The sequence below is a fragment of the Massilia sp. Root351 genome (genome assembly GCF_001425045.1).
Taxonomy (GTDB): Bacteria; Pseudomonadota; Gammaproteobacteria; order Burkholderiales; family Burkholderiaceae_D; genus Rugamonas.
In genome coordinates, this window is the sequence record NZ_LMDJ01000001.1 from 942528 (window position 1) to 954772 (window position 12245).

At 67.5% G+C, this 12245-nt stretch carries 12 protein-coding genes and 1 tRNA gene; 8 read left to right on the top strand and 5 right to left on the bottom strand.

Features of this window, described 5'->3' with window-relative positions; all coding sequences use genetic code 11:
• Nucleotides 1-2: 2 nt before the first annotated feature.
• The 3 genes from ASD15_RS04245 to uraH all read right to left on the bottom strand — a co-directional run bounded on the left by ASD15_RS04245 (nt 3) and on the right by uraH (nt 2266).
• The gene (locus tag ASD15_RS04245) at nt 3-668 is read right to left on the bottom strand and encodes a hypothetical protein (RefSeq protein WP_057153458.1); all 666 of its coding nucleotides are present in this window, start codon (nt 666-668) and stop codon (nt 3-5) included.
• An 8-nt stretch (nt 669-676) separates the two neighbouring features.
• Nucleotides 677-1627 carry a 5'/3'-nucleotidase SurE gene (gene surE / locus ASD15_RS04250; RefSeq protein WP_057153459.1) on the bottom strand — a complete coding sequence of 317 codons (951 nt, stop codon included), beginning with the start codon at nt 1625-1627 and terminating at the stop codon, nt 677-679.
• 201 nt (nt 1628-1828) lie between these two features.
• Nucleotides 1829-2266, bottom strand: coding sequence for a hydroxyisourate hydrolase (gene uraH / locus ASD15_RS04255; protein ID WP_057153460.1), 438 nt, complete (start codon nt 2264-2266; stop codon nt 1829-1831).
• 29 nt (nt 2267-2295) lie between these two features.
• Between uraH and ASD15_RS04260 the strand changes: the two genes are divergently transcribed.
• From ASD15_RS04260 to ASD15_RS04275, 4 genes are all read left to right on the top strand, one after another.
• The gene (locus tag ASD15_RS04260; protein WP_057153461.1) at nt 2296-2490 is read left to right on the top strand and encodes a hypothetical protein; all 195 of its coding nucleotides are present in this window, start codon (nt 2296-2298) and stop codon (nt 2488-2490) included.
• A 62-nt stretch (nt 2491-2552) separates the two neighbouring features.
• The gene (locus tag ASD15_RS04265) at nt 2553-3269 is read left to right on the top strand and encodes a heavy metal response regulator transcription factor (protein WP_057153721.1); all 717 of its coding nucleotides are present in this window, start codon (nt 2553-2555) and stop codon (nt 3267-3269) included.
• Nucleotides 3266-4654, top strand: a complete 1389-nt coding sequence (locus ASD15_RS04270) for a heavy metal sensor histidine kinase (protein WP_057153462.1) — start codon at nt 3266-3268, stop codon at nt 4652-4654. Before ASD15_RS04265 ends, ASD15_RS04270 begins: the two co-directional genes overlap by 4 nt.
• A gap of 129 nt (nt 4655-4783) precedes the next feature.
• On the top strand, nt 4784-7300 hold the full coding sequence (locus tag ASD15_RS04275; RefSeq protein WP_162249874.1) for an ATP-binding protein: 2517 nt from the start codon (nt 4784-4786) through the stop codon (nt 7298-7300).
• On the opposite strand, the gene ASD15_RS04280 is transcribed toward ASD15_RS04275, so the two are convergent.
• Nucleotides 7294-7767, bottom strand: a complete 474-nt coding sequence (locus tag ASD15_RS04280; RefSeq protein ID WP_082551528.1) for a carboxymuconolactone decarboxylase family protein — start codon at nt 7765-7767, stop codon at nt 7294-7296. The genes ASD15_RS04275 and ASD15_RS04280 overlap by 7 nt on opposite strands.
• A gap of 109 nt (nt 7768-7876) precedes the next feature.
• Nucleotides 7877-7953: transfer RNA gene (locus ASD15_RS04285), tRNA-Pro, on the bottom strand.
• Between the two features lie 213 nt (nt 7954-8166).
• On the opposite strand from ASD15_RS04285, the gene ASD15_RS04290 reads away from it, so the two are divergent.
• Genes ASD15_RS04290 through ASD15_RS04305 form a run of 4 tightly spaced genes read left to right on the top strand, consistent with a single transcriptional unit; the run spans nt 8167 to nt 12231 of the window.
• Nucleotides 8167-9321, top strand: coding sequence for a methyl-accepting chemotaxis protein (locus ASD15_RS04290; protein WP_057153465.1), 1155 nt, complete (start codon nt 8167-8169; stop codon nt 9319-9321).
• 9 nt (nt 9322-9330) lie between these two features.
• Nucleotides 9331-9699 carry a response regulator gene (locus tag ASD15_RS04295; protein ID WP_057153466.1) on the top strand — a complete coding sequence of 123 codons (369 nt, stop codon included), beginning with the start codon at nt 9331-9333 and terminating at the stop codon, nt 9697-9699.
• A complete protein-coding gene (locus tag ASD15_RS04300) occupies nt 9696-9998 on the top strand; it encodes a lipid asymmetry maintenance protein MlaB (RefSeq protein WP_057153467.1) in 303 nt (100 codons plus the stop codon). The genes ASD15_RS04295 and ASD15_RS04300 overlap by 4 nt, the downstream gene beginning before the upstream one ends.
• A gap of 34 nt (nt 9999-10032) precedes the next feature.
• Nucleotides 10033-12231 carry a chemotaxis protein CheA gene (locus tag ASD15_RS04305; protein WP_057153468.1) on the top strand — a complete coding sequence of 733 codons (2199 nt, stop codon included), beginning with the start codon at nt 10033-10035 and terminating at the stop codon, nt 12229-12231.
• Nucleotides 12232-12245 lie beyond the last annotated feature (14 nt).

The window sequence follows — 12245 nt, forward strand, 5'->3', positions numbered from 1 at the left end:
CCTTACTCCGGATAGGCCCACAGGTCGACCGGCGCGGTAGCGCCGGAAGCGAGCAGGCGGAATCCCGCTGGCGCGTAGTCGCTGTCGACCACCAGGAAGCCCTCCGACTGGGCGGGCAGGTCGCCGCAGCCAGACGCTGCCAACGACAGCGTCAGCGTATGCGGCAGCGTGCTTGCCGCCACCTTGCCGGATAGCTTGCAGCTGGTGCCGCCCGCGACGATATCGCCGCCGGCGTTCACCGAAAACGCCGCCACGCCGCCGCCGGCCAGGCGCACCGCGTAGTTCCTGGCGATGGCCGCCGCATTGATCGTGGTCGACGGGATGGGACTGCTGCCCAGCAGTTCCAGCGACACGTCCCTGGTGGCGGCCGGCATGGCCTGCCACGCGCCGCTGCCTTCGCGGCGGTACACGGCCGTGGCCTGCTGCGCGCTATTGTTGAGCACCAGCAGGCGGCTGCCGTCCGCCGCCGCGTAATACTTGCCGGCGCTCGGGTTGGCGGCGTCGCCGGTGCTGACCGCATAGGCGCCTGCTGCCAGCTCGGCCACCTTCACGCTTGGCGCCGGCAGCGCTTCGGGGGTATCGCTGCTGCAGCCGCTCAGCAGCATCGCCGGCAGCGGGGACAGCATCACCAGTGCCGCGCGGGCCTGGACTGGAATGAATGGCTTCATGGCGCGGCTCACTGGGCAAACAGGTCGCGCAGACGCAGGCGCAGCCACTGCTGGGCGGCGGGACGCTGTTCGTAGCCCACTTGCATGGCGGTCACGGCCACCTTGGTCTTGTACAGCAGCGCTTCATCCTCCGCCTGTTCGGCCGTCGCCGCGCCGGGCGCGGAGCCCGACAGCCCCCACGGCGCACCGCTGTTGAACTTCAGGTTGTAGGTGTCGTACGTGCCCTGGCGCGCAAAGGCCCAGCTGGCGTTGGCGGCGGGCGTATCGGGGAAATTGACATTCAGCGCCACGCCTGCGGGCAGCAGCGGCCCGGCGCCGGCTTTCGCCTGCAGCGTGGCGAGCAGCCTGGCGGTCAGCTGCGCGACGGTGCGCGACACCGGGCTGGCCAGCGTATTGTTGTCGGTGCTGTTGGCGCCGGCGCTCAGCGCGATGGCCGGCAGGCCGCGCCCGGCTGCGAACTGGGCATTGCCGATGGTGCCCGAGTTGATCACCAGCTTGCCCACGTTCTGGCCTTCGTTGGGGCCGGACAGCACCAGGTCCGGCGCCTTGCCCCAGCGCGCGGGCGCCAGCACGTCCAGGCCATACATCAGCGACATCACCGGTGTGCCGTGCACATAGTTGAAATCGCCGCCGGTGTAGCCGGTCTTGGTAAATGGGCCTACAGCGGGCGCGCCCACCGGCGCGGCGCCGTTGTGGCAGCCCTTCTCGGCGTCGATCTGGGTCTTGTCATTGTCGGGCACGATGATGGTGGTGCTGTACATGACGATGGCGGAACTGCGTCCGCTTTGCGGCGAGCAGGGCACCGACACGATGACCGAATGACCGGCGGCCTTCAGTTCGTCGTACAAGGCTTTCAGGTTGCTGGTGAGGCCGTCATCGTTGCTCAGCACGATGTTCAGCGCGAAGGCGGGACTGGCGCACAGGGCCAGTCCGGCGCTCATGATCAGGCGGTGGTTCATGGAGTTGTCTCAGCCGGGGAGTGATTGGAGGCTGTGATCTTATCGAGGCTTTGTGACGACAATATGACGTTGGTACGGAATATTTTTCCGATATTATCCATTAATACCGTTATTAAAATACGGCTGTACGAATCGAGCGCCGCCGGCCCTGGCCTGGGCTCGGCCGGGAAGGCCGTTCCCGCTACAGCGGGAAATGAACAGCTAGTTGCCGCGATAGGTGGAATAGCCGAACGGGCTGAGCAAAAGCGGAATATGGTAGTGCTGGGCGGCCGCGTCCATCTTGAACTCGACGGGTATGCGCGGGAAGAACGTGGGTTTGCCCTGGCGCGCAAAATGCTCGCCGGTCTCGAACACGATGCGGTAGTGGCCCGCCGCGACCGGCTGGCCTTCCGGATACAGCGCGGCAATGCGTCCCTGCGCATTGGTCACGCCGCCAGCCAGCGCGCGCCACTGTTCGCCGCTGCGCTGCTCCAGCGTGACGCGGATGCCCTCGGTTGCCAGCCCGCTTTGCAGGTCGAGCACATGCACGCTGAGCGGATTTGGCGCGGCGGCCGCCAGGGCGTGCGCCGCTGCCAGCGCAAGCGCCAGCGCGATGTGTTTGGCGTGCTTGCAGCGATTGATCTGATTGAACTGATGCATGGAAGGCTCCCAGTTGGTGGAAGAATCGGATGGGCCGCCTTGGCCTGGCCGGCCTGGTCCAGCGCGGGGATTGCGGCCTGCGCCGCCAGCGCGCAGGCATGGTCGTTGACGGCGCCGCCGCCGCCGGCCACGCCGATGGCCGGTTTCAGCATGATGTCCTCGTCAAATGGTCGGCAGCGGCAGTCTGGCATGCGGCCCCGGACGGCAAGCTGATCGCCAGATGACAATTTCGTCATGTTGCGGCGCTGCACGCAGGGGTAGAATGGCTTTTTTACCGCTGTTTCCCATGGCCATCCTGATCATCGAAGACGAGCCGAAAACCGGCGCCTACCTGTTGCGCGGCCTGGCCGAGTCCGGGTTCGCCGTGCGGCTGGCGCGCACCGGCCGCGACGGCCTGGCGCAGGCGCGCGAGGAGGAAACCGCGCTGATCGTGCTGGACGTGATGTTGCCCGGCATGGATGGGTGGCAAGTGCTGGCGGCCTTGCGGGCCGGCCGCGAGACCGCGCACATTCCCGTGCTGTTCCTGACCGCGCGCGACGAAGTGCAGGACCGCGTGCGCGGCCTGGAACTGGGCGCGGACGACTACCTGGTGAAACCGTTCGCCTTCGTGGAACTGGTGGCGCGCATCCGCACGCTGCTGCGGCGCGGCCCGGTCCGCGAGCAGGAGCTGCTGCGCATCGGCGACATGGAGATCGACGTGCTCAAGCGCCGTGTGCGCCGCAGCGGCAGCGTCGTCACGCTGACGGGCCAGGAGTTCGCGCTGCTGCACCTGCTGGCGCGGCGCGAGGGCCAGGTCTTGTCGCGCGCGCTCATCGCCTCTCAGGTGTGGGACATGAATTTCGACAGCGACACCAATGTGATCGACGCGGCCGTACGCCGGCTGCGGCGCAAGATCGACGACCCGTTCCCGCACAAGCTGATCCACACGCGGCGCGGCATGGGCTATGTGTGCGAGGCGGGCGATGGGGGCGAGCATGGCGGCGTGGCGGCGCCCGCTGCATGAAGGCGCTGCGCAATTCGCTGGCGCTGCGCGTCACTGCCGCCTTCGTGCTGATCGTGGGGCTGGCGGCGGCCGGTCTGGGCACGTATCTGTACCGCGCCTTTGTGGATGAGATCGAGCGGCGCGACGATATCCAGCTGCTGGGCAAGCTGCGCCAGGTGCAGATACTGCTTGGCCGTCCCGGTGCTGCGGAGTTGATACGCGCCCAGCCGGATTTTTTCCGCGACACCATGAGCGGCCAGGAAAATTCGCTGGTGCGCTTCGTGGGGCCGGACGGCGCGGTGCTGGCCGACATCAATGCCGGCGGCGAGCGCTATCCGGTGCCGCCGGCCGCCGGCGCCACGGCGGACCGCGCCGCGATTGCGCACTGGCGCAGCAGCCGGGGCGACCCTGGGCGGGTGGTCGCCGGCACGGCGCGGCTGGGCGCCGGCGAGGTGACGGTGATCGTGGCCCGGGTGTACGCCGAACGCGCGGCGCTGTTTGCGCGCTACCGGGGCCACATCGCCGCCGCCTCCGCCGTCAGCGCGCTGGCTGCCGCCCTGTGCGCCGCGCTGATGCTGCACCGGGGGCTGCGGCCCTTGCGCGTGGTGGCCAGCCACGCGGCGCTGGTGCGCCCCGGCACGCTGGCGCAGCGGCTGGAGGCCGGCCAGGCGCCGTCCGAGCTGCAGCCGCTGATCGATGCGCTGAACGCCATGCTGGAGCGGCTGCAGCAGGGCTACGCGCGCCTGTCGGGATTTTCCGCCGACCTGGCCCATGAGTTCCGCACGCCGGTGGCCAACCTGCTCGGGCAAAGCCAGGTCATGCTGGCGCAGCCGCGCAGCACGGCCGAGTACGAGCAGCTGATCGTCTCCAACATCGAGGAGCTGGAGCGGCTGGCGCGGATGATAGAAAGCATGCTGTTCCTGGCGCGCGCGGAGCAGGAAGCGCTGCTGCCGGCCCGCCAGGCATTGCAGGCGCAGGACGAGATGCGCAAAGTGGCCGGGCTGTTCGAAGGCATGGCCGAAGAGCATGGCTTGCGCATCGCATGCGTGGGACGGGCCGAGGTGCTGGCCGACGCGCCCTTGCTGCGGCGCGCGCTGGCCAACCTGGTGTCGAACGCAGTGCGCCACGCCGGCGAGGGCAGCACCATCGTCCTGCGGGCGGCGCAAGCCGGTGCGTCGGCCTGCATCAGCGTCGAGAACACCGGCTCGCCGATTGCGCCGGAGCACCTGCCGCACCTGTTCGAGCGCTTTTACCGTGCCGACCCGGCGCGCGGCAACGTGGACGGATCGACCGGCCTGGGGCTGGCCATCGTGCGCGCCGTCATGGACCTGCATGGCGGCGCCGCTGCCGTCCATGCGGACGGCGCCGGGACGCGCTTCACGCTGACGTTCCGGGCGGACAGGTAGGCCCGGCGCGTCGGCGCATGCCGCCTCATCCATGCGGCGCAGCTTGCGCGCCAATGGTATGCTCGGCTTGCACGACAGAGCCCGCGCCACGCGCGCAACCCAGCTGACACAGGCGCCATGGAGCCGCATTTGCACTTCTCTACCGTTGCCGTTCCCGACTATCGAGCGCTGTTCGAGGCGACGCCGTCGCCATACCTCATCCTGGCGACGGATTTCAAAATTGTTTCTGCGAATAACGCTTATCTGCGGGCGACCAGGACCACACATGACGAGATAGTCGGCCGCGACATTTTCGACGTGTTTCCGGACAATCCCGACGACCCGGCCGCCAGCGGCGTGACGGCCTTGCGCGCGTCGCTGCTGCGGGTGCTGCGCTCCGGGCGTCCCGACGCGATGGCGATCCAGAAATACGACATTCCCGTCGCCGGCCAGGCCGGCGTGCGGTTCGAAGAGCGCCACTGGAGTCCCATCAATACGCCCGTGTTCGACGCGGACGGTGAACTGAGCCACATCATCCATTGCGTGGAGGATGTGACTGATTTCGTCAAGACCAGGGAGCGCAGCGCCCGCATGGCGTCGGAAATCGACGAGCAGGCGCTGGAGATCGAAATCGCCAACCGGCGTTTGCGGCTGGCGAATGAAAAGCTGGAGGAGCGGATGGCTGTGCGGATCGAGGAGCGGCGCCGGACTGAACAGAAACTGCGCGCCAGCGAGCAGCGCTACCGATCGCTGTTCGAATCGATCGACGAGGGGTTTTGCGTTATCGAGATGCTGTACGATGGGAACGGCCATCCCAGCGACTACCGCTTTTGCGATCTCAACCCCAGTTTCCAGAACCAGACCGGCCTGGTCGACGCCGTCGGCAAGACCATGCGCGAACTGGCGCCGGACCACGAATCGCACTGGTTCGACATCTACGGGCAGGTTGCCGCCACCGGCGTGCCGGTGCGCTTCGAGAACGAGGCCAGGGCGCTGCACCGCTGGTACGACGTGTTCGCGTTCCGCCTCGAGGAGGAGGACGGCGCCAGGGTGGCGGTCCTGTTCAAGGACATCAGCGAGCAAAAGCGGATGACGGCAAGCCTGCGCCGTAGTGAGCAGTGCGCCAACGAAGCCGCTGCCCTGGCCGCTTCCGAGCGCAACAAGCTGAGCGCGCTGTTGCAGGCTGCCCCGGTGAGCATCGTCGTCAGCGATGCGGAGGGCCGGATGCTGCTGGCCAATGCCGCGCATCGGCAACTGTGGGGCGAGCCGCAGGGGGACGCCTGCGTTGTCGACACCGCAGGCGCGCGGAAAGGCTGGTGGGCCGATCACTCGCAGCGCCACGGCAGGCCGCTGTTGCCGGACGAATGGCCCACCGCGCGCATCCTGGCGGGCGAAGAGCATCCGCGCGACATCGTCACCATCGAGTCGTGCGATGTGCCGCCGGTGCAGCGCACCGTCCTGATCACCGGCGCGCCCGTCAAGGACAGCCAGGGCAAGATCGTGGGCGCGGTGGTGGCGCAGATGGACATCAGCGACCGCATCCGCGCGGAAGACGCGCTACGCCAGGCGGACCGCAGGAAGGACGAGTTCCTTGCCATGCTGGCGCACGAGCTGCGCAACCCGCTGGCGCCGATTTCGGCCGCCGCCGACCTGCTGGCGCTGGGACAAGCCGAGGAAGAGCGTATCCGCCAGACCAGCGGCATCATCGCGCGCCAGGTCAAGCACATGAGCGGGCTGGTGGACGACCTGCTGGACGTGTCGCGCGTGACGCGCGGCCTGGTCACGCTTGACAAGACGCGGCTTGACGCGCGGCGCATCCTGGCCGACGCTGTCGAGCAAGTTCGTCCGCTGATCGAGTCGCGCGGCCACCGCCTGGCCGTGCACACGCCGCCCGAGACGGCCTTTCTCGACGGTGATGCCAAGCGGCTGGTGCAAGTGGTCGCCAACCTGCTCAACAATGCGGCCAAGTACACGCCCGAAGGCGGCGACATCGTGCTGAACATGGCAGTGGAAGGCGGCCGGATCAGCATCAGCGTGGCCGACAACGGCATTGGCATGGCGCCGGAACTGCAGCCGACGGTGTTCGACCTGTTCACCCAGGCCACGCGCACGTCCGACCGGGCGCAGGGCGGGCTGGGCATCGGGCTGGCGCTGGTGAAACGGCTGGTGGAGCTGCATGGCGGCGGCGTCGCCGCGCACAGCGACGGCATCGGCAAGGGCAGCCGCTTTGCAGCCTGGCTGCCCCGGCTGGACGGCCAGGACGCGCCGGCGCCCACCCGGGCGCATGCGGTGGTGGCGGGCGCCGCCGGCAAGATGCTCAAAGTGCTGGTGGTGGACGACAACGCCGACGCGGCCAACATGCTGGGCATCCTGGTCGAGGAACTGGGGCACAGAGCCTTCATCGAACTGCACCCGCGCGCAGCCATCGAGCGCGCCCGCAGCGAGGCGCCGGACTTTTGCCTGCTCGACATCGGCCTGCCGGACATGGACGGCTTCGCGCTGGCGCGGCTGTTGAGAAGCCGGCCTGAAACGGCGAACGCGGTGCTGATCGCCGTGAGCGGCTACGGCCAGCCGGAGGACCGCGAGGCCGCCTTCAGCGCGGGCTTTGACCACTATTTCGCCAAGCCGATTGAATGCGCCAGGCTGGCCGGCCTGCTGCATCACTGAGGGCGGGCAGGCTTGATGCCCCGTTTCTCGAATACTTCGCGGGCGGCACTGATGCCGTTCAGCGCGCTCGGAAAGCCGGCATAGACCGCCATCTGGGTGATGATCTCGATGATCTCCTCCGGCTTGCAGCCCACGTTCAGGGCGCCCTCGATGTGGACCTTGAGTTGCGGCTGCGCGTTGCCCATGGCGGTGAGGGCGGAAATGGTGGCCAGTTCCCTGGTGCACAGCGCAACGCCGGGCCGGGAGAACACGTCGCCGTAGGCAAAATCCACGATCCAGTTGCCCAGTTCGGGGGCCATGTCGCGCAGGGATTCGACCACCTGCTTGCCTTCGCTGCCGGTGATCTTGGCCAGGGTCGCGTTGCCCTTGGCACGCCGGTCGGCGTTCTCGGACGGCGCGGCGGAGGCCGCTGAAATCATCCCGGCAGACAGCCATGCCGTCGAGAACAGTATGCGTTTAAGTGTCATCGTTTCACTCCTTTAGCGTTGTCGTTGGTGCGATGAAGCAGTCATCGCAAGGACAGGCTAAAACTTCGAGTGCGCTCTAAGTCAAGCGGAAACCGTGGAGGGAAGGGGATGGTCGGGGTGAGAGGATTCGAACCTCCGGCCTCTACGTCCCGAACGTAGCGCTCTACCGGGCTAAGCTACACCCCGACGGTGCAGGACTAAATTACATCAGAAAATGACGGAATTGGCAACTATGGCGCTTTCGCCACAGCACCATGCCGGGCAGCCACTTGCGTTCTGCAAGCGTGGTTTTTTCGTCCTGGCGCATCGTTATTGCAAATCACAAATATGTTTTTGATAGAATGATCCGGCAGTGTGCATGACATGGCTTGAGGTTCCGCAACCCTGAGAAGATACCCATTGAACTCACTCCTGGACAATACCGGCGGCCGTAACTATCCGGCCGCCATCGCTCTGGCCGGCGCCTTGCTGGCGCTGTTCTGGCCCAACGGCGGCTGGTACGGCATCCTCGGCGCGCTGGCCTTCCTCGCCGCCGGCGGCTACGCCTGGTTAAAGCTCAGCGGCGGCAGCGGCGGCGCCGATGCGCGCGGCGGCGTGCAGGACTACCTGGACGGCCGCCAGCAGTTCGCCGAAGAAGTCACCCCCGTGTGGTGCCGCCATATCGAATCGTCGCGCAGCCAGATGGAAGAGGCCGTGGCCGAACTGGCGACGCGCTTTTCCACCATCGTCGACAAGCTGGACGACACGCTGCGCCTGTCCAACGCCACGGCCGACAGCCAGGATGGCGCCTCGCTGGGCCAGGTGTTCGCGCACAGCGAGCGCCAGCTGGGCGAGGTGGTGGCCACGATGAAGTCGGCGCTGGCCTCCAAGCACGCGATGCTGACCCGCATCCGCGAGCTGGAACAGTTCACGCGCGAGCTGCGCGACATGGCCGAGGGCGTGGCCAGCATCGCCGCGCAAACCAATCTGCTGGCGCTGAACGCGGCCATCGAGGCGGCGCGCGCCGGGCCGGCCGGGCGCGGCTTCGCCGTGGTGGCGCAGGAAGTGCGCAACCTGTCGAACCGCTCGGCTGAAACGGGACGCAGCATCAGCGACCGCGTCGGCAAGATTTCCGCCGCCATCGTCACCGCCTGCAAGGCCGCCACCGAATCGAGCGCGGCCGAGGACCAGGCCATGCAGTCGTCGGAAGGCACCATCGACGCCGTGCTGCGCGAGTTCCGCAACCTGACCGACGCCATGGCGCAGTCGTCCGAACTGCTCAAGCAGGAGAGCGTCACTATCAAGGACGAAGTGGGCGAGGCGCTGGTGCAACTGCAGTTCCAGGACCGCGTCAGCCAGGTGCTGGGGCATGTGAGCCACAACATCGGCCTGTTGCCGGGCCTGCTGGACGAAAACCGCCAGCACTACCAGCAAGGGGCTACACTGGAAGCGCCGCACGCTTCCGCGCTGCTGGGCGAGCTGGAGAAAACCTATGCGATGGCGGAGGAGCACGCCGTGCACCGGGGCGAACAGAAGGTGATCGCCGCGCCATCCGACGAAGTGACATTTTTCTAGGAAAGCACTATGGCAAAAACCATCATGGTCATCGACGATTCGGCCTCTTTGCGGCAAGTGGTCGGCATCGCGCTCAAGAGCGCAGGCTACGACGTGATCGAGGCGCGCGACGGACTGGACGCGCTGTCCAAACTGACCGGGCAAAAGGTCAACCTCGTGGTGTGCGACGTCAACATGCCCAATATGGACGGCATCACCTTCGTCAAGGAAATCAAGCAGCTGCCCAACTACAAGTTCACCCCCGTCATCATGCTGACCACCGAGTCGCAGGAAGCCAAGAAGCGCGAAGGCCAGGCGGCCGGCGCCAAGGCCTGGGTAGTGAAGCCCTTCAAGCCGGAAGTGCTGCTGGGCGCGGTGCAGAAACTGGTGCTGCCGTGAGCGCGGGCCGGGTCGCCATCGACGGCGAACTGAACATCTACCGCGCGGCGGACCTGAAGACCCTGCTGCTGGGCGAGCTGCAGCGCAGCGCCAGCCTGGAAGTGGACCTGGCCGGCGTGACGGAAATGGACAGCGCCGGCCTGCAGGTGCTGATGCTGGCCAAGCAGGTGGCGCGCGCCGAGCAGCGCGAACTGCGCCTCACCGGCCACAGCCCGGCGGTGCTGGACGTGTTCGAACTGCTGGACCTGGGCGCCTGGTTCGGCGACGCCCTGCTGATCGCCCCGCGCAAAGACCACTAAGCGCACCCCCCGCATCTGCACTGGAGGCACGACGATGGATCTGGACCTGGCGCTACAAACCTTCATCCTGGAAAGCCGCGAACTGCTGGAAGACATGGAGAACGCGCTGCTGAACGCCGGCAACGGCAGCCAGTCCGGCGGCGACGAGGCGGTGCACGCGATCTTCCGCGCCGCGCACACCATCAAGGGCTCGGCCGGCCTGTTCAGCCTGGACCACATCGTGGCCTTCACCCATGTGGTGGAAAGCCTGCTCGACGAAGTACGCGATGGCAAGCTGTCGCTGACGGACGAGCTGATCGTGCTGCTGCTGGCGTGCTGCGACCACTTGTCCGGCATGATTACCGCGCTGGAAGCGGGCCAGACCGAGGCGGACGCGGCCATGCTGGCCGAAGGCAAGCCGCTGATCGCGCAACTGCGCGTGCAGATGGGCCAGCCCGCCGAAGGCGACGGCCACGGCAGCGCGGGCGGCGAGCTGGTGACCGACGAGCATCCCGGCGTGGAACGCATGGGCGAGCCGGGCGGCGCCAGCGACGCCTGGCACTTGTCGCTGCGCTTCGGCCCCGACGTGCTGCGCGACGGCATGGACCCGCTGTCCTTCATCCGCTACCTGGGGCAGATCGGCCGCATCGTCGGCATCGTCACCCTGGCCGACGGCATTCCCGCCGCCGAGCAGATGGACCCGGAAACCTGCTACCTCGGCTTTGAAATCGCGCTGGAGACGGAAGCCGACAAGACCGCCATCGAAGGCGTGTTCGAGTTCGTGCAGGACTCCTGCACGCTGCACATCCTGCCGCCGCGCAGCCGGGTGGAGGAGTATGTGCGGCTGATCCGCGAGCTGCCGGAGCAGAAGGCGCTGCTGGGCGAGATCCTGGTGCGCTGCGGCTGCATCACCCAGCGCGAGCTGGACGCGGCGCTGCAGGTGCAGGCCGCCGCCGGCCATTCGCCGGCCGCCGCGCCGCCGCTGGGCGCCATCCTGGTGGGACAGGGCACGGCCGAGCCGGCCATGGTGGAGGCGGCGCTGAGCAAGCAGAAGCAGTCCGCCGATCCCAAGCCGACGGAAAGCCGCTCGATCCGCGTCGATGCCGACAAGCTGGACCTGCTGATCAACCTGGTGGGCGAGCTCATCATCGTGGGCGCGTCGGCCAACCTGATCGCGCGCCAGGTGCGCAACAGCGAGCTGCTCGAATGCACCTCCATGCTGAGCGACCTGGTGGAACAGGTGCGCGACTCGGCGCTGCAGCTGCGCATGGTGAAGATCGGCGCCACCTTCAACCGCTTCCAGCGCGTGGTGCACGACGTGGCGCGCGAGATCGGCAAGGACATCGGCCTGGCCGTCAGCGGCGAGGACACCGAACTGGACAAGACGGTGGTGGAGAAAATCGGCGACCCGCTGACGCACCTGGTGCGCAACGCCATCGACCACGGCATCGAGCCGGCCGAGGTGCGCGCCGAGCGCGGCAAGCCGCTGCGCGGCACCGTGCGGCTGAACGCCTTCCACGACTCGGGCAGCATCGTCATTGAAGTGTCGGACGATGGCGGCGGGCTGGACCGCGAACGCATCCTGGCCAAGGCCATCGAACGGGGCTTGATCGAGCCGGACCGCAAAATGTCGGACCAGGAAATCTACGGCCTGATCTTCGAACCCGGCTTCTCCACGGCGGCGGCCATCACCAACCTGTCCGGGCGCGGCGTCGGCATGGACGTGGTCAAGAAGAACATCACCGCGCTGCGCGGCACGGTGACCGTGGACAGCGCGCCCGGCCTGGGCACCACGGTGACGGTGCGCCTGCCGCTGACGCTGGCCATCATCGACGGCTTCCTGGTCGGCCTCGGCACGGCCACCTTCGTGGTGCCGCTGGACATGATCGACGAGTGCATCGAATTTGCCGCCGAGCCGGGGCACGACTACACCAATCTGCGCGGCCAGGTGCTGCCGTTTATCCGGCTGCGTTCGCTGTTCGGCGTCAGCACGCCGCCGCCGCGGCGCGAGAGCATCGTGGTGGTCAAGCACGCCGGCCAGCGCATCGGCCTGGTGGTGGACGCGCTGCACGGCGAGTTCCAGACGGTGATCAAGCCGCTGGGCCGCATGTTCAGCCAGCTGCGCTGCATCAGCGGCTCGACCATCCTGGGCAGCGGCGAAGTGGCGCTGATCCTGGACGTGCCGGCCATTGTCGGCCGCAGCAGCGGTGGCGGCGGCAATGGCGCGGCCGAGACGCCGCAACTGGCGGCCTAGCGGCCGCCTGAACA